At 43.0% G+C, this 24,884-nt stretch carries 17 protein-coding genes and 3 tRNA genes; 13 read left to right on the top strand and 7 right to left on the bottom strand.

What is annotated here, in order from left to right; all coding sequences use genetic code 11:
• A partial coding sequence (locus AB5542_RS12300; RefSeq protein ID WP_368243096.1) for a DEAD/DEAH box helicase occupies positions 1 to 614 on the bottom strand: 614 nt, incomplete at its 3' end.
• A 235-nt stretch (positions 615 to 849) separates the two neighbouring features.
• Here AB5542_RS12300 and AB5542_RS12295 point away from each other — a divergent pair.
• Both AB5542_RS12295 and AB5542_RS12290 read left to right on the top strand, forming a co-directional pair.
• Positions 850 to 1,098: a DNA-binding protein gene (locus AB5542_RS12295; protein WP_087422692.1), complete on the top strand. Its 249-nt coding sequence runs from the start codon at positions 850 to 852 to the stop codon at positions 1,096 to 1,098.
• A gap of 149 nt (positions 1,099 to 1,247) precedes the next feature.
• Entirely contained in the window at positions 1,248 to 2,426 is a 1,179-nt protein-coding gene (locus AB5542_RS12290) for a class I SAM-dependent rRNA methyltransferase (RefSeq protein ID WP_087422693.1), read from the top strand.
• 34 nt (positions 2,427 to 2,460) lie between these two features.
• Here AB5542_RS12290 and AB5542_RS12285 read toward each other — a convergent pair whose 3' ends face one another.
• Genes AB5542_RS12285 through AB5542_RS12275 form a run of 3 tightly spaced genes read right to left on the bottom strand, consistent with a single transcriptional unit; the run spans position 2,461 to position 6,348 of the window.
• Positions 2,461 to 3,855, bottom strand: a complete 1,395-nt coding sequence (locus AB5542_RS12285; RefSeq protein ID WP_279040705.1) for a TlpA family protein disulfide reductase — start codon at positions 3,853 to 3,855, stop codon at positions 2,461 to 2,463.
• A gap of 19 nt (positions 3,856 to 3,874) precedes the next feature.
• Positions 3,875 to 4,954 carry a TlpA family protein disulfide reductase gene (locus AB5542_RS12280; protein ID WP_279040707.1) on the bottom strand — a complete coding sequence of 360 codons (1,080 nt, stop codon included), beginning with the start codon at positions 4,952 to 4,954 and terminating at the stop codon, positions 3,875 to 3,877.
• A 29-nt stretch (positions 4,955 to 4,983) separates the two neighbouring features.
• On the bottom strand, positions 4,984 to 6,348 hold the full coding sequence (locus AB5542_RS12275) for a TlpA family protein disulfide reductase (protein WP_279040709.1): 1,365 nt from the start codon (positions 6,346 to 6,348) through the stop codon (positions 4,984 to 4,986).
• A 168-nt stretch (positions 6,349 to 6,516) separates the two neighbouring features.
• On the opposite strand from AB5542_RS12275, the gene AB5542_RS12270 reads away from it, so the two are divergent.
• The 7 genes from AB5542_RS12270 to AB5542_RS12240 all read left to right on the top strand — a co-directional run bounded on the left by AB5542_RS12270 (position 6,517) and on the right by AB5542_RS12240 (position 19,404).
• Positions 6,517 to 7,092 (top strand): RNA polymerase sigma factor, encoded by a 576-nt coding sequence (locus AB5542_RS12270; RefSeq protein ID WP_087422697.1) that lies wholly within the window; start codon positions 6,517 to 6,519, stop codon positions 7,090 to 7,092.
• A 379-nt stretch (positions 7,093 to 7,471) separates the two neighbouring features.
• Positions 7,472 to 8,605 (top strand): FecR family protein, encoded by a 1,134-nt coding sequence (locus tag AB5542_RS12265; protein ID WP_087422698.1) that lies wholly within the window; start codon positions 7,472 to 7,474, stop codon positions 8,603 to 8,605.
• Positions 8,606 to 8,725: 120 nt separating this feature from the next.
• Complete coding sequence (locus AB5542_RS12260; RefSeq protein WP_279040712.1) at positions 8,726 to 12,370, top strand: SusC/RagA family TonB-linked outer membrane protein; 3,645 nt, start codon at positions 8,726 to 8,728, stop codon at positions 12,368 to 12,370.
• 75 nt (positions 12,371 to 12,445) lie between these two features.
• Positions 12,446 to 13,477: a hypothetical protein gene (locus tag AB5542_RS12255; protein ID WP_279040714.1), complete on the top strand. Its 1,032-nt coding sequence runs from the start codon at positions 12,446 to 12,448 to the stop codon at positions 13,475 to 13,477.
• Between the two features lie 17 nt (positions 13,478 to 13,494).
• Complete coding sequence (locus AB5542_RS12250; protein ID WP_279040715.1) at positions 13,495 to 16,929, top strand: SusC/RagA family TonB-linked outer membrane protein; 3,435 nt, start codon at positions 13,495 to 13,497, stop codon at positions 16,927 to 16,929.
• Between the two features lie 19 nt (positions 16,930 to 16,948).
• Positions 16,949 to 18,448, top strand: coding sequence for a RagB/SusD family nutrient uptake outer membrane protein (locus AB5542_RS12245; protein WP_118302031.1), 1,500 nt, complete (start codon positions 16,949 to 16,951; stop codon positions 18,446 to 18,448).
• Between the two features lie 11 nt (positions 18,449 to 18,459).
• The gene (locus AB5542_RS12240) at positions 18,460 to 19,404 is read left to right on the top strand and encodes a hypothetical protein (RefSeq protein ID WP_118302030.1); all 945 of its coding nucleotides are present in this window, start codon (positions 18,460 to 18,462) and stop codon (positions 19,402 to 19,404) included.
• Positions 19,405 to 19,462: 58 nt separating this feature from the next.
• Here AB5542_RS12240 and glmM read toward each other — a convergent pair whose 3' ends face one another.
• On the bottom strand, positions 19,463 to 20,845 hold the full coding sequence (gene glmM / locus AB5542_RS12235) for a phosphoglucosamine mutase (RefSeq protein WP_118302029.1): 1,383 nt from the start codon (positions 20,843 to 20,845) through the stop codon (positions 19,463 to 19,465).
• Positions 20,846 to 20,976: 131 nt separating this feature from the next.
• Positions 20,977 to 21,351 carry a glycine cleavage system protein GcvH gene (gene gcvH / locus AB5542_RS12230; protein ID WP_087422705.1) on the bottom strand — a complete coding sequence of 125 codons (375 nt, stop codon included), beginning with the start codon at positions 21,349 to 21,351 and terminating at the stop codon, positions 20,977 to 20,979.
• Positions 21,352 to 21,650: 299 nt separating this feature from the next.
• On the opposite strand from gcvH, the gene AB5542_RS12225 reads away from it, so the two are divergent.
• Positions 21,651 to 21,724: transfer RNA gene (locus tag AB5542_RS12225), tRNA-Asp, on the top strand.
• Positions 21,725 to 21,743: 19 nt separating this feature from the next.
• Positions 21,744 to 21,820, top strand: a tRNA-Asp gene (locus tag AB5542_RS12220).
• A gap of 168 nt (positions 21,821 to 21,988) precedes the next feature.
• Here AB5542_RS12220 and AB5542_RS12215 read toward each other — a convergent pair.
• A tRNA-Asp gene (locus AB5542_RS12215) sits at positions 21,989 to 22,062 on the bottom strand.
• A gap of 167 nt (positions 22,063 to 22,229) precedes the next feature.
• Here AB5542_RS12215 and AB5542_RS12210 point away from each other — a divergent pair.
• Complete coding sequence (locus tag AB5542_RS12210; RefSeq protein ID WP_279039194.1) at positions 22,230 to 24,014, top strand: MutS-related protein; 1,785 nt, start codon at positions 22,230 to 22,232, stop codon at positions 24,012 to 24,014.
• Between the two features lie 61 nt (positions 24,015 to 24,075).
• Entirely contained in the window at positions 24,076 to 24,774 is a 699-nt protein-coding gene (locus tag AB5542_RS12205; protein ID WP_270543636.1) for a hypothetical protein, read from the top strand.
• Positions 24,775 to 24,884: the final 110 nt, after the last annotated feature.

Genomic DNA, 24,884 nt, shown 5'->3' with positions numbered 1-24,884 from the left:
ACTTCCACCCGTACCGGATCATTCAGGAAATCATGCGACAGACTCTCCACGGCCTCCGAGAAAGTAGCGGAAAACAACATCGTCTGATGTTTCTCCGGTAACACCTCGAAAATTCCTTTCAATTGCGGAAGGAAACCCAAATCCATCAACCGATCGGCCTCGTCGACCACGACCGTCTTGATCATTTTCGTACGGATGATACCGTTATAATATATATCCATGAAACGCCCCGGCGTAGCCACGAGCAAGTCCACTCCTTCGAACACCCGATCCTGTTGTGTCCGGATATTCGTTCCCCCGTACACACCCACGCAACGAATGTCCATGAACTCCGTCAACAATTCAACGCTCTCACACACCTGCACCACCAATTCCCGCGTGGGAACAATCACCAATGCCCGCGGAACCAATCCCTGCGCGTAATGCAGTTTCATCAACATCGGGATCAGGTAAGCCAGCGTCTTTCCCGTACCGGTCTGGGCGATACCGATCAAATCCTTCCCGGAACGACTGATTGAAAATACTTCTTCCTGAATAGGAGTCGGGTTCTCGAAACCAGCCTCTTCCAACGCCATCAAAATTTGCTTACTTACATTTAAATCCTGAAATCCCATACATGTTACGTTTTTAAACTATACGGTTACAAAGGTACAAAAAGTAGTGTCTCGCACGAAATAAATTTATTTATAAAATAAATTGCATCTAAATACCTAAAATAAACCTCTAACACTCAACATAATACCAAGAAACACTTTTATAACAAAAATGTAAACGATAAACTTTTCATTTGCTTTTGTCAAAATATATTTCTAAATTTATTGCACATAAAACCTCTAAAATTACTACGTTATGACTTATACTATTACTTTTAACGAGCTGAGAAAAATCAAAGACATGCTACCTCACGGAAGTATGCAGAGAATTGCAGAAGACTTGGGTATCAGTACAGACACCGTACGTAACTACTTCGGAGCCGATAATTATGACAACGGGGGATCGAGCGCCGGAATACATGTTGAACAAGGCCCTGACGGCGGACTTGTCGTTCTGGATGACACGGCCATTCTGGACAAGGCAAAGGAACTTTTGAACGTGTAGCAAAAAGATTTTAACACCGGGAAACAGCAAAATAGCATTCCCGGTATTTTTTTACCGCTTTTTTATCTACTTTTGCCCCGTCAAGTCACAGATAAACTTGTAACTTGTCAACCTGTAACCAGTAACGTTGCATCGCGACACGAATAATTATGAGCAAAATAGTTCTAAAAGCCGGTAAAGAAAGATCTTTATACAGACTGCACCCGTGGGTTTTCTCGGGAGCAATAGCCAAAATCAAAGGGGACGTACAGGAAGGTGACGTCGTTCAAGTGTATAACAGTGACGACGAATATCTCGCCACGGGCCACTACCAGATCGGGAGTATCGCCGTGCGTGTACTCACGTTCAAGGAAGAAGAAATTGACTATAATTTCTGGGTGGAGCGCATCCGACAGGCCTATCTGACACGTGTAGCCATCGGTTTGGCGACCAACCCGAACAACAACGTGTACCGCCTCGTTCACGGGGAAGGTGACGATCTTTCCGGACTTGTTATTGACTATTACGCGGGGGTTGCCGTCGTGCAATTCCATTCCGTGGGAATGTATAAAGCTCGGGAAGAGATCACGAAAGCCCTGTTGGAAGTCATGGGGGATAAACTCATTGCCATATACGACAAGTCGGAAGGAACCCTTCCTTTTAAGGCAGGACTTAACCCTAAGAATGACTACCTGTACGGTCACACCGACAACTTCACGGCCATCGAAAACGGGTTAAAATTCAACGTGGACTGGCTGGAAGGTCAAAAGACCGGATTCTTTGTCGATCAACGGGAAAACCGACGTTTACTGGAACAATATGCCCACGACAAGAACGTTCTCAATATGTTCTGTTACACGGGTGGTTTTTCATTCTACGCCATGCGAGGTGGGGCAAAACTCGTGCATTCGGTGGATGCCTCCGCCAGAGCAATCGAGTTAACCAACCAGAATGTGGAGCTCAACTTCCCCGGTGATACCCGTCACGAGGCTTTCGTGGAAGATGCTTTCAAATTCCTTGATAAATCACACAACAAATATGACTTGATCATCCTTGATCCCCCTGCATTCGCTAAACACCAGAACGTACTGGACAATGCCATTCAAGGATACAAAAAACTGAACCGTAAGGGAATCGAGGTTGTAAAACCCGGTGGATTAATCTTCACCTTCTCCTGTTCACAGGTTATGACGAAGGACCTCTTCCGCCAAACGGTCTTCACCGCGGCAGCCAACACGGGTAGGAAAGTCAAAATCCTGCACCAACTCACGCAGCCAGCCGATCACCCGATCAGCATCTATCACCCGGAAGGAGAATATTTAAAAGGATTAGTATTGTACGTGGAATAAATAACGGAGTGCCTTCACAGGCACTCCGTTATTTCTACTTCCCTAACACACTTTCCAACGTTTTGATCACCCGGTCTATATTATTTGCTCCACTAACACTCAACACAATATTTCCCTCCGGATCTACCACCACCATCTGCGGTAATCCTGTCACAGACTCAAATTGAGACGGGTCTTCCAAACTAGCCTCTTTTGCCAAGATATTATTCCACGCCATTCCTTCCTCTTCCAACGCTTTCAACCATTTTGCCCGATCCGCATCTTTGGAAACCCCCAAAATATCAAACTTCCCGGTAGCATGATACTTTTCGTACAACTTCTTTATTGTCGGCAACAATCCCCTACAAGGCCCACACCACGAAGCCCAAAAATCAAGTAACACGTACTTTCCCCGGTAATCTGCCAAACTCACCTTCCTACCTTCCGATGTTTTCGAAGAAAAATTCCCCATCACCTTTCCCGCTCTCGTCATGTACATTCTTTCCATACGCTCAGAAAACTTATTCAATGCGGTATCCCGCTTCATTTGCTCGTCCAGTTCCATATGCAACCCAATGCAATAATCGAAGTCAGAGACACTTCCCGCATAATCAATCAACTTCTCCCGGGTCATGCCCTCTCCCAACCGATTACATACCGTGTTATAAAACTCCTGGTTCATAATCCGGTACACCTCGTTCATCAATCGTCCTCCTTTCTCTTCACCCGAATCTAACGAGTTAATCTGTTCCCGCCACACGTACGGGTAATAATAAAAATAATACACGTAATCCGGGGTATACATTTTCGTGTACAAATCCAACTCTTCCATCAACCTGCCTGAAAATTTCCCTTCCTTTTCCAAGTTCTGCACGATCATTCTCTTCAGCATCAACGGCATATTTGCTTTCACCAACACTTCCTCCAAACGCCCTTTTTCCATCATACGGTTCACCACGTCCATGTATGCAGAATCCCGGTTCATCTTTAATCGCTCCAACTGTTGATTCACCTCCCTCATCAAAGTAGCATCCTTATCCAACCATGCCTTCATGTAATCACTTGTCATCTCCAATTTACCCCTCGTGTATTCCCGGCTGACATTCTCCAGTTCATAAAAATACGTACCAGCAATATCACCTTCTACCTTAATATTCAAAGGATCTGTATTCAACACGGTCACCGTAACATGATCTTTATCCCCGACAAAAAACCACGACGAATACCCCAACTCGGTTGCCAAGCGAAACACTTTCGGAGCATGATGTACCTCGTACACGGCTTTCCCCGCTTTAAAATGTAAAGGAATCACCTTATCCCAGACAAACTGATGCTGTTCCGACAACCATACCGGTTCTTCTCCCTCATGGAGAATTTCAATTTTTTGTCCTCTCGCCGCCATCGTACAGATCAGTAACCCCCACAGCAGACTATATTTCAATATATTCATAGCACTCATCGTTAATCAATTACTTATTTATACTTTCGATCGCCACCTTGTAAATATCCTCTCCCCGCAACTCTTTCGCCACGATCCGACCTTGCGGATCGAGTAACAGGATGAAAGGAATCGCATCCCGACTAAATATCTCGTGCAGCACCCCTTTCGTATCCCGTAAATTCACGAAATGTTCCATCTGTTTCTCCTTCACGGCATTTCGCCAGTCGGACTCCTTCCTGTCCGTGGAAACCGAGACAACCTCCAATCCCTTATCATGCAACAAATCATAAGCTTTATGCACGTTTGGCATCTCCCCGATACAAGGGCCACACCATGATGCCCAAAAATCCAACAACACATATTTTCCCCGGAAAGAACTAATCGCTACTTCTTCCCCGTTCAAAGAAGGTAGTGAGAAATCAGGAATCACCTGCCCCTCGGCCGTTTTTATCACCGACTCCCGGTAGGCCACCAAATCCTTGTACAAGGGATGTCCCACCAGTTCCGGAGCATCAAACAAATGTAAAGCCTCTCCCAGCTGATCCATCGAAAAACGTTTTCTCGCACTATTCAAAATCATCAACATCACTTTCGAATTCGGGAACTTTACCAGCATATCCATAATCACGTCATTTTTAAACGTATCATTATTCACGTACCGCAAAGGAATCAACGTCAACCGTTCCATCCCCTGATAATAATCCAGAATAGCCGATTCACGTCCCCCCTCCACGATCATATACTTCTTTGTAAGTTTATACCCGGAAGGATTAAAGAAATTAGGCTCCTCGTGTAATAAAACATTATAGGCAAACACTTCCGTGGAATCCAGCATGAAAAACTTCGACACCGCCTTCTCCTTAACACCCACACCCACGTACTCCGGTCCCGTGTATTTCCCGGTAAAACAAACCTGCTGACGGTCATCCAATATAGCGGAATCCCCTTTTTCAAATTCCAATGCCTGCTCATTAAAGCGATACAGGTAAACCGTGTCTCCCGGTAAACTTCCGTTTCCATAGATAGAAACAGTTAAACGATAGGTAGGATCGGAACATCCCGTAAACAGACATCCCAAACACCCTAATAAAAATATAATAAGTTTCATGAAAAATCAATTAAAAATATATTTACACTTTATCTCACCGGAACCTCTTTCAAAATCCGGTATATCAACCCATAAGAAACGCCGGGTAAACCGTTCCACACCAGTTCTCCGGCAGGATTTATAATAGCAAAATGCGGTATTCCACTGATACACAACATCTCGTTCAACTCGCTTTTCTTACCTGTCAGTCGCAACTGTACCCCCTTCATCTCTTTCTCCCGCACCATTTTTACCCATTTTTCCCGATCGGCCAACTTATCCACGGACAAGGACACGAATTCTATATTTCGCCCTTGCAAGCGTTTTTCCATCTCTGCCAAAAAAGGTATTTCATTACAACACGGCCCGCACCAGGTGGCCCACACATCCAGTAAAATCCACGCCCCCTTGAAAGAAGACAAATCCACCCGCACCCCGTTCACGGTCTCTCCCGACAACGAGGGATACAAATTCTCCGGCACCAATTTCCGATCCTTCCGGTCAGCATCCTGCTTAATCAATTTTTCCCGTAACACACCGGCATAACGAGGAGCCAATCGTTCCACGCATTTATCAAAATCACCCCGACCATCCGGCCGCACCCAATAAAGAATATTATCCAAATTCGTGTAAGCTATTTTATCCCTCACCGCTCCTTTCGGAAAATACTTTGCCAACTTCACCTCGTTCTCGTATATCCGGTCCCCCTTTCCCTGTAATTTACCGGGATCCTCGATCCGTAAATAATCCACGTACACTTCAACCATCCGCCAGTAGGAAGGAGAATAAACCACCCGGTCATCTTTCGCATCCGGGATCACTTCGGCAAACCGGGCCAGAACCTCTCCGGGAAACTCTTGGAAAGTTGTCTTTGAAGACTTAATACCATTTTCTTCCAACAAACGGTAGTATTTAAACTCCGTCCGCATCACCTTCTCGAAATTCTTCCGATCGGCCGGATATTCTTTCAAATAAGTAGCCAACCAAACATTCATAGAATCACAAACTCTTTCCAAATTCAACCCTTCGTACTCCTTGGGTAACATTTGCGGGATTAACCGGGCATACTTCAATCGCTGTTTCAACAAATCCGCTTTCCGTAACCAGTTATTCCGGGCCGCACACACACTTCCGTCATCCTTCAATTCCAGCTCGTTGTTTTCATGTAAAACGACTTCCAATGAATCCCCGGCCTCAAGAAATAAGAAACACTCCTCGTTAGACCATAACCTTTTTCCATACATATTCTCACCCTCCAAGGTAATCCAACGGGTTTCACCTTTTTTCAAATCATAACGCTCGTCCCCGAACAAAACAAAAGCCTCCCGCTCCGCCACCAGTTTTATTTTCACCGGTTGCCCGAAACACAGCAAGGCCATGTTCAAACATACAATACAAAACAATACTTTCTTCATAAAAAAATCAATTTGGTTTTAAGGTTGATTTATTCAATCATATCGTAAAAACAATTTACCCAGTGAAAGTGTCTAAAACAATCAAAAAATAATAAATCTACCCCTAACCACATTTTTTCAATAACAATTCATACAAGATCGACTAAAAATCTATAAGTTTGCAGTGGTATGAAATCATCTGAAACAGACATAACATTCTTAAACAAACTGAACGCCCGTGATCACGAGGCATTCAAACAACTATTCCGGGAATATTTTCAGGATATTGCCTACTATTCCAGCAAAATTCTGAAAGACACGGATGTTGCCGAAGATGTCGCCCAAGACGTGTTCATCCGGTTATGGGAAAAAGAGAATTATTTCGAGAATTATCTTGCACTAAAATCCTACCTTTACCTCTCTGCCCGTAACGGTTGCCTGAACTACATCAAGCATCATAACATCGTACTCGAACACGCTCAAAATCTCGTCCAAGAAGAAACCGACGAGCAGACATGGGACACGATTGTCGAGAGTGAAATTATCAGTTTATTATCAGACTACATCCGCCACCTTCCGGGCGAGTGTGCCAAAATCATGGAACTCGTGATGCAAGGTTACAACAGCACCGAGATTTCCACCCTGACCGGAGCCTCTTCCAGTACGGTCAGATCACAAAAACAACGGGGTATATCGCTATTGAAAAAAATGGTTTCCCCGGAACTATATACGCTACTCGTACTTTTCCTACAACAAAATAATTAACCCCAATTCAACACGTATCCCTTGTACTAGGGAACATTTGGAGATAAACTAACCTATTTAATTTCAATTACAAACCCGTAGAAATAGGATTACCCAAACTACCGTACCATAGTTGTATGTTACATTTGCTTAAACTCTCTTAAAATGGCGGCGATATGCGGGCGACAAGGCGGCAATAAGGCGGCGACAGCGCCTAACAACCACCCAACAGTCACTCAACAAGCACCCCACACGCCAGTGTATCCCAAACATTGCCTCTATTTATCCCAAACCTCCGACACACGTCCGGATGAAACAAAAACACGAAAAAATAAAAAAATATCATTTTTCTTTAGACACTTTCCCGACATGAGTTGTTTTAATAACAAAATCAACAGAGATGAAAAAAGTCGAAGATAAAATAAAAAAAGCCCGAAGGATCGCCCGACAAATAGAACAGGCGCTATCGGATGGGAACTGGGAACAAGTGGCTCCCGATTCTCCCCGGCTCCGAGAGGAAGTGGGGATACCCGCACGGCTACATGAAAATATAAAACGACACGATAGTTTCGACACGGAAAAAGCATTGAACAAATTCATCACCGCCACCCGTCCCACACGACGGTTACCGGTGTTCTACAAATACGCGGCAGCTGTGGCTTGCCTCATGATACTGGGTGTAGGTTACTATTTTTACCAAAATGCCGGAACAAGAGACACTCCATCCCGATTGCTGGCACAAAGCGCCTATCTCGTACTCGATGACGGCAAACAGGTTGAATTAAATCAGCAAATACAAATGGACTATAACGGTCTGAGAATCATCAACACAGATGAAGGAAAAGTTTCATTTCAACATGAGAAAGAATTCCTTTCCTCAACTCCCAACAAACTGGTCGTTCCGGAAGGCACAGAGTACTCGCTCCAGCTAAGTGACGGAACAAATGTCCATCTGAACGCAGGTAGCACGCTGGTCTTCCCGTCCGTATTCGAGAAAAACGCCCGAGTCGTTGAACTCTCCGGGGAAGGTTATTTTGATGTGACACATTCCGACATCCCCTTTATTGTAAAAAGTAAATCAATGGATGTCAGAGTACTTGGAACCACATTTAACATGACAGCTTATCCCGAAGATCCCGTGGTGTCTACCACCTTGTTGACCGGGAAAGTTGCCGTCACCTGTCATTCACAAACAGACACAACCACACACACAACCGTGCTGACACCCGGACTACAAGCCCGTTTCCAACCACGGGAAGGTGTGTTACAAATAGATTCCGTTGACGTGGAAGAGCAAACAGCTTGGCGAAGAGGTGAATTTACATTCGAGGATGTCAATCTAGGCAGCATCATGACCATTATCGGGAGAAGTTTCGCCCTAAACGTTACCTTCGATGACCCGGAATTACAAGATATAAAATGCTTTATCTCTATTCAACGCGACAAAGGATATGAAGACATTTTGAAAATTATTCACATGGCCACGGGTGTTAAGTTCAAAAAGGACGGAAACGAAATCCGGGTATATAAATAAATTGAGGAATGTTGACACCATCCCTCAATTATAACAGATTAAAATATTAACCAATAAATTAACCTTAAAACCATTACAAAGCTATGAAATAATTTAGTGTTTTCCTAATAAACGATGGTGATGGGTGCTAGAAAATTCATTCTCTTGACAATTTTTGTGGTCCTGTTAGGGACTTCAAGGGAAGCATGGGCTCAAAAAATCAGCATTCACATGAATAACGCCACGCTGGAAGAGGTGTTGAAAAAGATCAAGAAAAAGACCAAATATGACATGATGTACCAGATGAAAGATGTAAAAGAAATCGACAGCCGCCAATCCGTTCATTTTGACGAAACGGAATTGCAGGAAGTCCTGGCCTTCTGCCTGCAAGGACTCCCGTTAGATTTCCACATCTATAATCAAACCATCATTATCACGAAAAAAAACACGGTTCCCCTTCCCGCGATGCGCACCATAAAAGGAGTCATCCGAGACGAAGACGGAATCATACTCCCCTCGGCCACCATTCTAGTAAAAGGAAGTAGCCGAGGTACCATTTCAGACAAAAACGGACAATTCTCAATCCGGATTCCGGAAGGAGAAAACACGATACTCATCACGAGTTACGTGGGAAAAAAGACCTGCTACACCCCGATCACACAAGATAATTCATACACAATTACCCTACTGACGGATGTTTCAGAGGTAGAAGATGTCATCGTGAACGGTTACCAAGTCATCGCCAAAAACGAAATGACCGGGGCGACTTCCACGGTCAACGCCAAAGACATTCGCACTCCGGGAGCAACCTCCTTGGAGGCCGCCTTCCAAGGAGCATTGAACGGATTGGAAATCATGATCCCTTCCGGAAACATCGGGTCCACGGGACGCATGAAAGTGAGGGGAACCTCAACGATTATCGGTAACCCGGAACCACTGATCGTAGTGGACGGAATCATCCGGGAAAACATCTGGCCTTTTGACCGGAATACACTTTACGACCTGTTAAATGAGAACGATCTCAGCAACTCGGCACGTTCCAGCATCATGGGCAACAACTTGTCGGGAATAAACGTGGATGACATTGCCAGCATCACACTGTTAAAGGATGTTTCTGCCACGGCCATCTACGGGATCCGGGCCTCCAACGGGGTGATTGTCATCACCACGAAACAAGGCCATTCCACTCGACCGGGCGTGAGATTCCGAAGTGACATCACGTTTAGCCCGGTACCCACATATCACAATGCCAAGGTAATGAACTCGGCACAACGGGTCGAATTGTCAAAAGAAATGATCGAGGCAGGCATCCCCATACCCAGTTTCCCGGAAGAAATCGGGTACGAGGCCGCCTACTTGAAAATGATCAATAAAGAGATTTCTTACACTAAATTTAACGAGGAAGTTACCCGACTGGAGCAAACAAACACCGACTGGTTTAAAGCACTAGGCAGAACTGCCATCAGCCAGAATTACCACGTCAGTTTCAACTCGGGGAAGGACGGGATGGCTTACTACTCATCTTTCGGGTACCGGAAGGAAAACAGCGCGTACGTCGGGAATGACCGGGAAACCTTTACCGGGATGTTGAATTTTAATTACAACTCGTCCCCGAAATTTAAAATCGCAGTAAACCTCTCCGGGTATCACATCACAACTTCCGGCTATTACACGGGAATTAACCCGGAACAATATGCCCTGACAACCAGTCGCACGATTACCAGCGATCAGTTTTACGCGAAAGGTAAGGCTACTTTACTATCATATCGAAAAAACGGAACATATCAATCCGTCAGAAATCGTGTTCACTTCAACATGCTACATGAATTACGACACACGGGAAACGATAATAAAACTTCAGAAGTTAATCTAAATGCACAATTCACATGGAATCTATTGCCTTATCTGAATATATCGGTTACACCTGCGTATTCGCAAGGGACGAACGACAGCCAGTTGTGGGCAGACGCACAATCTTGGAATGTCGCCCAACTCCGGGGATGCGACTATAACGCCACCCTTTCCGAAGAGATACAGAATCTCATGGAATACATCAGCCCACTCCCAACAGGCGGTATATTGGATTATACACGAAACACCCGCCGTTCTCTTACCGTGAAGGGGCAAATCAATTTTCGGAAAACATGGGGAGAAGAAACATTCCATTCGGTAACCGCCACACTCGGTGTAGAAACCCGGAAAAATAAATACGACGGGAAACAAGGGATTGAATGGGGTTACGTGCGAGGGAAAAGGAATACATTATTACACGATTACCGTTCCACGTCAGATAAGTTTCAACAAGTACAGGAGCAATTCCCCGGAATTGGACTTGTCGAATCATCCGATATATCCCAAACCGAGCATGATATGAAGCTCGTTGACCGGGTGGAAAACACGTTCTCCGAGTATGGCACGATTGGTTACACGTACGACAGTCGTTACACGATCTGTATCAATGTCAGAAACGACGCATCCAACCGTTTCGGAGAACACACGAACAATCGTTTCTATCCCGTCTGGTCCACCGGTGTTCGCTGGGATATGCACCAAGAAAAGTGGTACCCGGCCAAACCGTGGTTGAACGCAAGCACGTTACGGGTTTCTTATGGAAAACAGGGAAACGTGGTAGCCAACGTGTCACCGAAAACACTTGTCAGTCACGTGCCAAGTGACCCGATCACAAACGAGAGTTACCTGCAATTGGAACAACTTCCCAATCCAAATTTGAAATGGGAAAAGACATTATCTTGGAATGTCGGGATTGATTTATCGCTATTTCAGAATAACATGGAGATTTCATTCGATTATTACAAGAAAGAGACCTCTGACATCGTGGTGGAAAAAGAGATCCCGATTGAGAACGGGTTCCGCAAAATGTACATTAACAGCGGTGCCATCGATAGCGAGGGATATGAATTACAGGTCAAGTTATCGCCACTCTCCACACGTGCTTGGAGTTGGACAGTCAATTTCACGGCTGCCTATATGAAAGACATTTTAAAAAGGAGCTACACGGATGAGCCTGCCTTAGAGCGTTTCACGAACGGGAACGCCGCACTGGACGGGTTTCCGGTATCAGGTTTCTGGTCGATTCCCTTCATCGGGCTATCGCCTAAAAACGGGGCCCCGCTATTTGCCGTCATGGATCAAGTCGGGGGCGAAATGCAGAAGGTGTCCGGTTCTTTGCTCGATTACCTCGTGTACAGCGGGGATAGTGAACCCCGTGTTTCAGGTGGTATCAGTACAACCGTACGTTATAAACGTTTCACGCTGAACGCCATGTTCAATTATCAACTGGGACACTACAAGCGTCTTAACCCGTTTATCACAAGTTCCAATAATGGAATGTTGTCCATTCCGGGAGCCGACATGAACGCCTCCACGGAACTATTGACCCGCTGGCAACAGCCGGGAGACGAAACACACACTCGTATTCCCGCACTATCCACTCGGGATGAAGATGTATCCCAGTATTTACCGGACAATTCGTTGAGTCTTGGAAATTATGGCGCCGTGTATCGTTATTCACTATATAACCGGAGTACGGAGCGGGTGGTGTCCGCCAGTCATTTACGCTGCAACCGGATCTCGTTAAATTATCAAACGAGAATTCCTCGTATCACAGAAATAAACTTGGGTATAACGGTAACTAACCCGTTTATCATCAAGAATCGTCGTTTGGGAGATCAAGATCCCGAAGTGATGAGCATGAATGCAGATTCGTACACCCCGACGATGAAACGACAACAGAATTATTCAATCAGTGCAGAATTTATTTTTTAAACAATAATATAAACCAAAATCAATTTAATGACAGAAAAATTATCAGACCAATCATTAAACCTTAAAACCAATTTTATGAGAACAAGAAACTATCTGTTAATCATTTGCCTCTTCTTGACATTCTGCCAAGGATGCGTCAAAGAACTCCACGAGCTACCCCCTCGCCCGAGTCTCGTTGTGAAATTAAACGGGGCGGAAAAAGATTCAATTGTTATCGCCCCCGGAGAAGAGATCAAAATTGACATCGACTTTATCGCGAATCAAGGATTCATCCAAGAAGTGTACGTCAAGGATAATGCCGGAACATATTTAAAAGGTTTCCCGCTGACGATGGATTCGACCGAGTTACACAACAAGAGCCAGTATTCTTATTCGTTTCGGGCAAATGATTACCTGCCGGAAGAGGGATCACATTACCAAACGTACAATTTTCAAGTGGTGTGTAAAGACAATAACCAACCGAAACAGTTGATTAATAAAACCATTACTATCTTGGTTGCCGATGAATTAAAATCCTATACAGTCACCTTAGGGGCGCAAGGCAACACGGAACATGGCCATTTTCTTAAATTTTGTACCGGAGAGGTTTTCACCCTAGAACAAGTTCAACAAATGAGCATGGAAGAACTTATGGAGATCGAATTGTGCTATTTCTATGGAGAAGAAGATGAAGTGGAAACGTACTATCGTGAGCAACGCTTATATCCCTTACTCGGGACGTACAATTCTTCCACCAGTTGGGCCTTCATCATGAATAGATATGACCTTATGGCTCCTTATAGAATCCCGACCTTAAATGATGCCATTACAGAAGGAGGTTACGCACAAAACAAATTTGGATTTATTCAATCTACAATCTCAGCATCTGAAACTTACATCGATGTATATAAATACACGACGGACATTACGCGTGGAGTCAGCATAGTAGAAAGTACACACCCGACATGGGAAGGTATTTATGTCATTAACTTACAAAGATTTAGTCAATGGCCTGACAGAGACCTCTATGATACGAACAAAGCTGTTTTCCGTGTCAAAGAATTAGTACCCGGTAAGGACGGATACATTACTTTGGAAGTTAAGGCTTCACCCAAATACCTTTATTAATTTAAACGAAAGTTCAAATGAAACTCACATATATAAAACCATCCGTAACCCGGATATTATTTATCCTGTTGTTCGCCTTGTCGAACAACGTGTTCGCACAGAATAAAGAAATAAAAGTAACGGGAACAATATATGACGAAACCGGAATCACGCTCCCCTCTGTTACCGTTACCGTGAAAGGACAAAAAGGCGTGGGAGTTCTTTCCGACAATGACGGAAAATTTACCATCACGGTATCGGAAGGTAGCACGCTTATCTTCTCGTTCGTGGGCATGAAATCACAGGAAGTAGTTGTAAATGCCAAACAGGTTCCTTACAAAATCACCTTGAAAGAAGATACCAAAGCCTTGGAAGAAGTAGTCGTTACCGGGTATCAAACGTTAAAAAAACATGAAGTTGTCGGCTCGACATTCACGGTGAAAGGCGATGATATACGTGTTGCCGGAGTAACCAGTATTGATGCTGCCCTTCAAGGAGTTGTCCCCGGAGTGAGCATCACGATTCCCTCGGGAATGATCGGAACGTCCCCTCAAGTGAGAGTGCGCGGAACTTCCACGGTGATCGGAAATGCCTCCCCGGTATGGGTTATTGACGGTATCATTCAAGAAGACCCTCTCCCCTTTGCCGGAGCACAGTTAAATGACATTCTTAGTTCTGGAGACCTCAGTAGCTCGATGGCAAGTATTTCCGGGAGTAGTATTTCCGGCCTTAACCCGGACGACATTGAAAGTATCACGTTCCTGAAGGATGCGTCGGCCACGGCTATTTACGGGGTAAAGGCTGCCAACGGGGTGATCGTGATCACGACCAAAAGAGGCTCCAACACGAACGGAAGAATTAACGTTAACTTCAGAACGGATATTTCCCTAACGCCCAGAAGAACGTATGGACAGACAGACCGGATGAATTCTGCTGACCGTATTGCTTTATCTAAAGAAATTGTAGAATCCGGAGTCCCTTTTAGCCAATTCCCTCAAAATGTAGGCTACGAAGGAGCTTATCTTCAATTGATAAACAAAGAGATTTCCATGGAAGAATTCAACGAGAAAGTAACCCGTATGGAAAAACAAAACACAGACTGGTTTAAACTTCTCGCTCGTAATGCCGTCAGTCAGAATTATTCATTAAGTCTAAGCGGTGGAAATGATAAACTCAATTTCTATGGTTCCGTGGGTTTCAATAAATCATTGAGCAGCTATAAAGGTAATGACCAAAGTAATAAAACGATAAATTTCAGCGTGGATGCAAAACTACGGGATAATTTACGTACTAAATTCCAATTCTCTGCCAGTCAATCCGAGACGAACGCTTACTACACGGGAGTTAACCCGGAAGATTATGCACTGAATACCAGTAGAATTTTAGGACCGGACGAATGGTACTCCATTAATGAAGCAAAAGCCTATTTTCAATTAGATGATGGCTCCGCGATCCAAAGAGATATTCGCTATAATTTCTTAAATGAACTCGAACATACCGGAAACGAGAATAAGAATACTAAATTCCAAATCACAGGTAATTTGATCTGGAATATTACACCAGAAATCAAATATGAATTAACTACCGCATTTACAAGAAATAGTTCAGAAGCTAATGTTTGGGCAGATGACCATTCTTATGCAGTTTCAAAAATCCGAGGAGCCAATTATGGAGAGCTTGTAACCGGAGAATCCGATTCATGGTTAACCTTGGCATCCGTGTTACCTTATGGCGGGATTTTAAACTACAATTCAACTAACCAACAAAGCTACACGGTTCGTAATCAACTTAACTATGGAAAACTTCTTGATAGAGAAGGTGACCATGCTCTTAATGTAGCATTAGGTCATGAGGTCAGGGGAAATAGCTACATCGGCCAAAGTGGAGTTGAATATGGATATATGCCCAATCGAGGCAAAAGCGTGGATTATAATTATAGTCAACAAGCAAACAAATATTACGTTCTAAGTATTTATAAAGACTGTAATTACAGGGAAACCGCTAACGTTCCGGCATATAATGATCGTCATTCGACTACACTTACAGACCAAATTGAAAATTATATGTCTTTTTACGCCACATTAGGCTATTCTTATGCAAGCAAGTACACGTTATCTTTTAGTTTTAGACAAGACGCATCCAATAAATTCGGACAAAACACCAATAATCGTTTTAACCCCGTGCTATCAGCCGGAGTCAGATGGAATGTAAGCGAAGAAAATTTCATGCGTCAGTTCGGTTGGTTATCCAACTTGACCTTGAAAGCATCCTACGGTTCTCAAGGGAAAGCTCCGGATATTAGTCCTTACTTAATTACAAATTTCAATATTGCACCGGACATATTAACCGGAGATCAATTTCTATCTATTAAAAATCTCCCGAATAAAGATTTAAAATGGGAAAAAACCAAAAGCTTTAACGGAGGGATTGAACTTTCCATACTAAACGACCGGATATACGGAAGTATTGATTTTTATTACAAAAAAACAGTAGATGCAATCACATACGTAAACATTCCGATAGAAAACGGAACTCCCAACATGGCAATCAACAACGGCTCTATCATTAATAAGGGTTACGATGTTTCATTGACTGTTATCCCCATACAAACGAAGGATATGAGATGGAGTATCAACGCAACTTCCGGCTTTAACCGTAACGAGGTAAAAGATAACGAAGACAATGCAACCCTCGAAAAAATTACAAATGGAAGTGTCATTATTGATGGTTTTGCTTTGAATAGTTTCTGGTCATTCCCGTATATTGGCTTGTCTGATCAAGGTGTACCTAAATTCGCCATTATAGACCAAACTCCCGGAACTAAAACAAGGGTTGAATCGGGAACACTACTCGACTACATGATATACAGTGGTGTCAAAGATCCTGTATTTAGCGGAGGGTTATCCACGTCTTTCAGATACAAACAATTCACGTTATCAGCATCCTTCAATTTCCAATTAGGACATCACAAACGCCTGAACCCTTTCATGAGAAGCCAAGCAACAAGTGGAGGTATCGGACAATTACGTATTCCCGACCCAGAGAAAAATGCAAGTAAAGAACTCAATAAACGGTGGAGACAACCGGGTGATGAAAAATACACGAATATACCGGCAATATTATCTTCTGACGAGAATCTGGCAAATTATCTTCCGGACAATTCACTTAGTTTAAGTAATAACGGGGAAATCTACCGTTACCAGATGTATAATTTATCAGATCTACGAGTTGTCAAAGCTAATCACTTGAGGTGTAACAACATTTGTCTAACATATGCCTTACCCCGAGATATTCTGGATCAGATAAGACTTTCCAACTTGACATTTGCATTAACTGTTACAGACCCCTTTGTCATCAAGAGTAAAGGACTTGGCAAACAAGACCCTGAGACCTTGAGTACAGATGCAACAACAATCATTCCGGTCGTTGATCGCCAACGCAAATTCTCGTTAAGTATAAGTCTTGGTTTCTAAATTTTAAAATTCAATTACCATGAAAAATATTATACAGAAAAGCATTATACTCTTAGCTACAATCAGTCTATGCTCTTGTAGTGACTTTCTTAAAGAGTCATCACAAGACGAAGTTATTCCCTCAACAATAGAAGATTTGGATCAATTATTGGCATACGAAGGATATCCCCGACGAGATCTCTCCTTAATGCCATATCTGGATTTACTAGATGATGACGTAACCCAATACATCACATCCAGTAACGCAAATCCTATTGTTACGAAATACAGCCCTTTATATTTATGGGGTGGACGTTCTGCCGAAAGCAATGAAAAGATGTTTGAAGATTTCAACAATCTCCCCAACCCAACTAGCGGCATTACATCCATTGAAGTAGATTCATACGCAACCTTTTACAAAATGATTGCCGGTTGTAATGTCGTTATTGACATGATTAATGAGGTTGATGGAGAGGAGAACATGAAAAAAAGGGTCGAGGGGGAAGCTCTTGTATTACGTTCATTTTATTATTTTAACCTCATAAATCTTTACGCTTACCCATATAATACTCCTAATGCACCTCAAGGACAATCTGCCGGAATTCCGTTAAAATTAAGTAGTGCTATTAACCAAAATTCAGTTTCACGTAGTACGGTTGCTGAAGTATACAATAGCATTATTAATGATATTGAAAAGGGTATTAACCTATTGACAGAAGTTAGTTCCGTTGGAACCAAATTTCGTGTCGGAACCCGAACAGCACATTTATTAGCAAGCCGTTACTACCTTTTCATGGAAAATTGGGAAAAAGCTGCTGAACATGCTAACGCGATATTTTCCATTCCGGGAGGAAATCTTTACCTTTTTGATATTACAACAGTAACTTATCCGGCAAATACAGATGGTCTAGATTTTCCTCATCCATTTACCCTGGATAATCCGGAAATCTTATTCTTTTATGCAGAAGATTCAGAACATTGTATGGTACAATCAATTTACAGCTCTGATTGTTTTATGGCATCAGACGAATTATTAAATAGCTACGCTAATGACGATCAACGCTTAAAAAGCTATCTTAGTCCTCGTAATGGGCGAGAAAAATCATCTAAATTCGCTACCGATCTCGAATTCGGAGCATGTTTACGTCTAAGTGAAGCTTATTTAAACAGAGCGGAAGCCTACGCACATATGGCTAAAGAAGGACAGAGCGAATATTTGGACAAGGCAATCTCCGACTTGAATACATTAAGAGAAAAACGTATCAAGAACTATTCGTCACAAACCTGGACAAGCAGTACGTTCAATCACAATGCTGACAAACTTATCGAAGAGTGTAAGGCAGAACGTCGACGGGAATTATGCTTTGAAGGAAATCGCTGGTTCGATTTACGACGTTACGGAATGCAATCCTTTTCTCACGATATTGACGAATCTCCAAATACCGGAGATGAATACACGGTAGAAATTGGAACAGCTACCCCCAAATGGGTATTACCCATCATGCAGGTACATAAAGAAAGTAATCCAGCTCTAAATTAAAATAGATAGTTATGAAAAAAATAAATCTATACATATTAGCACTGTGTGCATTGTTTCTCTTTTCTTGTAATGACGAAGACGATGTAGTAATCTCCGAGAAAAAAGAAAATCGATTCGATCTTCCCCAAGGAAATCATGATTTTGATGATCAAATTGTAGAATGGAATAATAAATATGGAACTTACGTATTATATAAGTTTTCCAATCCAGATATAAATTACCAATTCACGTCTAACGCAAAATATGATGTTCGTGAAGAAGCAGATGAAGAAGGAATTCGTGCTGCTGTACAATTCTTAAAAGAGGATTTTTTTGATTTATATACGGATGAAGTTAAGAAACATCTATTCCCATCTAAAATCCTGATGGCAGGTATGCTATACACGCAAGACAACTACGTCCCACTTTGGGATACAATCAGTGATGGAGGGTTGGATTTTCAAAGAGGATACATGGTAAGAGGTGTTGACCATATCACTCTCCCCCACGTGGATAAAGATTTTGCCCAACGAATAAAAAATCCTCAATACAGGAAAAGATTGAAACTTGCAATAAATCGAACATTCATTCAATTTTTGATGAACCCTCTAGATGATGTTATCGCTAAAATAGATCATGAAAATATCATCAATACATTCGGAGCCTATTCTCTTATATCAGAACAATCTGCACAAGAAGGTGTTACAGATCCTTATTCCAGCAAGAATAGATGGTATCAAGAAAAAGACTTGTACCAATTAGGTTTCTTAGAATACGGCACATACTGGTATTTCTGGGAACCATTTTATTGGACAGCACCAGACAAAGACGATGATTTTTATTCTTTCTTAGAATTTATATTTACACAAACAAGAGAGGAATTATATACAAACCCGCTTTACACAAATTATCCACCGATTAAGAAGAAGTGTGATCATTTATTAGAAACATTTGCAAAACATGGTATCACACTATAATTCAAGAGAAAAGAATAGAACGAAAAAGGAGCCTTTTGCGAGGCTCCTTTTTTATCCATCAATACAAGCTCTTCGCTACTTTTATAACATCTTCCGCCAATTGATTGGCAGCAGACTCGTCTTTTGATTCAGAATAAATCCGGATAATCGGTTCGGTGTTGGATTTTCGCAGGTGTACCCACCCGTCCTTGAAATCAATTTTCACACCATCAATATCGGTAATTTCTTCCGAGGCATATTTCTTTTTCAATCCCTCCAATATCTTATCGACATCCATATCGGGAGAAAGTGTTAACTTATTCTTCGAGATAAAATATTGCGGGTAAGTTGCCTTTAAAGCGGTCATACTCTTTCCTTCTGCCACGAAATGAGAAAGGAACAAACCGACACCTACCAAGGCATCACGCCCGTAATGGCTTTCCGGATAGATGACTCCACCGTTTCCTTCACCGCCAATCACCGTATTGGTCTCTTTCATCTTGGTCACCACGTTCACCTCTCCCACGGCCGCAGCATTATATTGTTGTCCGTGAGCCAACGTTACGTCCCGCAAAGCACGAGAAGAAGAAAGATTAGAAACGGTATTTCCCGGTGTATGTTTCAACACGTAGTCGGCAACCGCTACCAGCGTGTACTCTTCCACGAACATCTCCCCGTTCTCGCAAACTAATGCCAGACGGTCAACATCCGGGTCAACCACGATACCCAAGTCTGCCCCACACTCCTTGATCTTCTCTGAAATCTGGGTCAGGTTCTCCGGAATGGGTTCCGGGTTATGAGCAAAGCGTCCCGTGGGCTCGCAATTCAACTCGACAACCTCTCTTACACCTAAAGCTTTCAGCAAAGCGGGAATCACGGTTCCTCCCACGGAATTCACCGCATCCACGACAACTTTCAAATTTGCCTTGGCAATAGCCTCCCGGTTCACGAGTTTTAGATCCAACACGTGCTGAATATGGTAATCCGTGTAATCCTTGTGGGTAATCGAACCCAATTCATCCACTTCTGCATATTCAAACGACTCCTGTTCTGCCATCTGAAGTACTTTTGCCCCGTCCTCTGCAGAAAGGAATTCTCCCCGGTTATTTAATAATTTTAGAGCATTCCACTGTTTCGGGTTATGGCTGGCCGTTAGGATAATTCCTCCGTCAGCCTGTTCTGCGGTAACGGCAATCTCCGTGGTTGGGGTAGTTGCCAAACCGATATTCACCACGTCATGCCCCAGACCGGACAAAGTAGCCTCCACTAATTTAGCATACATCTCCCCGGAAATACGGGCATCCCGACCTAACACGATTTTAGCTCTTGTTTTCCCGGCCCCGGTCTTCAACCAAGTAGCGTAAGCCGAAACAAATTTAACAATATCCAAGGGAGTTAGGTTATCACCCGGACGTCCACCGACAGTTCCCCGGATACCGGATATAGATTTTATTAATGTCATAACAATTGAGAATTGAAAATTGAAAATTGAAAATGACGATCATTCAATTTTGCAACCATGAAATAAAATAAAGGGACTGTATCCGTTACCCCTTATCGAGATAACACGTACAGTCCCCTTTATCAATAAAATTAGATAGATGCCTTGTAAGCGTCAGCGCTTAACAATCCGTCTAATTGTGCTTCGTCTTCAACTTTTACCTTGATAATCCAACCTTTTCCATAAGGATCTTTGTTTACCAAGTCAGGTTGATCTTCCAGTTCTGAGTTGAATTCCAATACCTCTCCGGAAATCGGCATATACAAATCAGAAACAGTCTTTACAGCCTCGATACTACCGAAAGTATCTCCAGCCTCCAGGTTGTCACCTTCGGTCTCAACCTCAACAAACACGATGTCACCTAATTGACTTTGTGCATAGTCAGTGATACCAACATATGCTTCCTCACCCTCAACACGAATCCATTCGTGTTCTTTAGTGTACTTTAATTCTGCAGGTACGTTCATTATCTTATAAGTTAAATTAAATTTGACAACTATTATGTGGCACAAATATAAGGAAAAATTTAAACTCCAAAACTGTTAATTGAAATTTTAGCCTACACTTTATTACTTTTATTAATAACCCGTTCATCCTCAATACAAATCATCCGCATCCCTTTGTTTTCGGGCGCTCAAGAATATTTTTCTTCGTAAGAAAAACGCAATTTTTTCCATTTTTTCGATCTAGAAATATTGCATAATAAGAAAAACTATCTATCTTTGCACCGCAATTGAGAACAACAGCGGTTGTTCGATGCAAAAAAGGTTCGGTAGTTCAGCTGGTTAGAATACATGCCTGTCACGCATGGGGTCGCGGGTTCGAGTCCCGTCCGAACCGCCTTTTTTGAAAACACTTTGGTCTGGTAGTTCAGCTGGTTAGAATACATGCCTGTCACGCATGGGGTCGCGGGTTCGAGTCCCGTCCAGACCGCCAAGAAAAAGAGTTTCGAGTAAATATTCGGAACTCTTTTTTTATTTCCATTCTTTTTAAAGCACATATCGGGCAGATACACTATCCACAATCGACCAAATGAGTATATTGAAGAGGCAACACAATAAAAAGAGAGATGCCTGTTAATCGATCGACTAACAGGCATCTCTGCGGTTCGGACGGGACTCGAACCCGCGACCCCATGCGTGACAGGCATGTATTCTAACCAGCTGAACTACCGAACCAGATTTAAAAACAACCTCTATTGTTTCTGATTGCGGGTGCAAATATAGCCTTTGTTTTTAATTCTACAATGATTTTTATACAAAAAATTCACGATAAACCATTTTTCTCCCGTCACTTTAATATATCAAGGTTAAAAACTATATTTGCAATAAATAACATTCATACTATGCAGCAGCCAAAAGAATACTATCAAGCACAAATATCACGCCTTACGATCCTCTTAAAAAAACACAGACAACGGCGTAACGGTATCACCCTCACAAAAGTCTTCTTATTCCTGTTAGCCATATATTTCATATATACCTTCGCCAACACAGGGTACACGCCTTATCTAATCGCTTTTATTGCTGCCATAGCACTATTTATCATCACGAATATATTCGAAACCAAATTATTAAAAGAAATACAATTCCTGCACAAACTTGAAGAATGTTCCCATGTGGAACTGGAATATCTTGCCGGAAACTTTATAAATCTCCCGACAGGCGAGGAGTACAAAGACCAGACTCACCCTTACGCTCATGATCTTGACATATTCGGGGAGGATTCCCTTTTCCAATCCGTCAACCGTACGGTTACGCCCCACGGGAGGGAGAAATTGCGGGAATGGTTGCTCTACCCGTTAAAATCCGGGCAACCCATCATCGAGCGCCAACAAGCCATCGAAGAATTTGCCCGCGAGCCGGAATGGTGTCACGTTTTCCGAGCCAAGGGCAACAGCCAACGCATTACCCACATGGCCATGCAACAAATCGAACAATGGCAGCGGGAACAAGTCGGGCTACCACGCTGGACTCGTCCTTTCCTGTATATCCTTCCGATACTGACGGTCTCTACCTGGATATTGTATATTGCCTCCATACTCACGTTAAATATTCCATTATTCCTTTCCTGCGTATCCCTTTTTTGTAGCTATTTACCGGCTCAAAAAACATTGCGAACTCACATGCGTCTGGATGAATTCACCCGTTCGTTCAGTAACCTTCACGAACTGATCGGACATTTTTCTACATTTACCTGTTCTTCCGTCAAATTAAAAGCATTGCGTCAACAACTATTCAACGAAACATACAACGCGGACGAGGCTCTGCGTTCCCTGCATAAAATACAGGAAAGTTTCGACCAGCGCTCTAACGCGGTGGTTGCCATGTTCATGAACGGGCTTTTCATGCGGGAATTACACCTTATCCAGCGCCTTGTTGCCTGGAAACGCCGTTATGCCGCGGCCATCCCGACTTGGGTAGAAATCACGGGAGAACTTGACGTTCTGGTTAGTCTGGCCAACTACAAGTACAACCACCCCGATTTTATCCATCCTACTCCCGGAGACAATCAACTTTTACGGGGTACAGCCATCGGTCACCCTCTCCTACCCGCCAATGAATGTGTAACCAATGATTTCGAAGTAGCCCGGTTACACGAATTCTATATCATCACGGGAGCGAACATGGCCGGGAAATCCACCTTCCTACGTGCGATAGGGGTGAATCTTGTACTTGCTTGTTGCGGAGCTGTCGTTCGGGCTGAAAGTTTTGAATTCCAGCCTATGGCCCTCTTTACCAGTATGCGCACCGTTGATAACCTGGCGAAAGGAACCTCTTATTTTCATGCCGAATTACTCCGTTTACAACAACTTGTCAACATGGCACAACACGAAGAACGTTTGTTTATCATTTTGGATGAAATTCTAAAAGGAACTAACTCCCGGGACAAGTTGAACGGTTCCCGTCGTTTCCTTCAAAAATTACTCACGTTACCTGTTGCCGGACTTGTTGCCACGCATGACCTCGAACTCGGAGAACTTGCCAACACGATACCGGACAACTTCTTTAACCGGTGTTTCGAGATCACGCACACGGATGATGACATTGCCTATGATTATAAACTGAAACCCGGTATCAGTCAAAACATGAATGCATCCATCTTACTTGAAAAAATGAAACTCGTGTAAGAATCATCCAATCCGAACATTCCTCTGTCGTTTCCGTTTAACACGGTAAAAACAGGAGAATATGAAAACAATGATTTTGATCACGCTACTTTTACCCATGGTACTTCTCAATGGATGTAAGGACAAAACTCAAGGTAAAGTTTCCAACATACCGGACAGCACGTTTGCCGCAACACCTGCCATTACCAATAATTATTACTTCGCCGGAGAATACCAGTATCAAACAGATAAAGCAACCTTAAAAGATCAAGCCACAGGTTCCACGTTCACCATCAATAACGGGGAAATAGCAACCCAATTGGCAGAACAATATTTAGCGCTAAAGCTTCCTAGCGAGAAGGGTGTCAGCGTTCAATTACTCGGACACCTCTCCCCGGCGAACGATGTTGAACACACTTCCATGAACGGCCTTACCGTTACTCAAATCATCGGCTTACACCCCGGAACAAATCCACGTGGCACACACCTCACGGGAGACTACATAACCTATGTACCCAACAATATCAAGCCTACAGAACGGTTCACGTTCTCATTACATCCCGACTACACCTACACGTTCAGTATTTATAATCTAAGTGCAAACTCCTCCCGTAATGCTACCGGAAAGTGGTTTCTTTTAAACAAGAACGAAATTCAATTCACCAATAATCCCCTCACGAGTTTCACGAACGAGGCCTTCATCCATGATGACGGGAAGCAATTAACCTTCAAGCTCAGTAAAAGGGTTTATTATAAACAAGAATCAGAAATTTCCCTGTAACATATTGCTTGTGCATCACCATGACTCACGCCATAACAATATAATAAGCAATACCTTACCGGGAAATCATCAAAATACAACCAGAAACTCGAATTCTACCGGACAAATAG

Source organism: Butyricimonas sp. RTP31003st1_G1_RTP31003_210430, assembly GCF_040920905.1.
GTDB classification, from domain to species: domain Bacteria; phylum Bacteroidota; class Bacteroidia; order Bacteroidales; family Marinifilaceae; genus Butyricimonas; species Butyricimonas paravirosa.
This window is presented reverse-complemented; position numbering and strand designations above follow the sequence as displayed.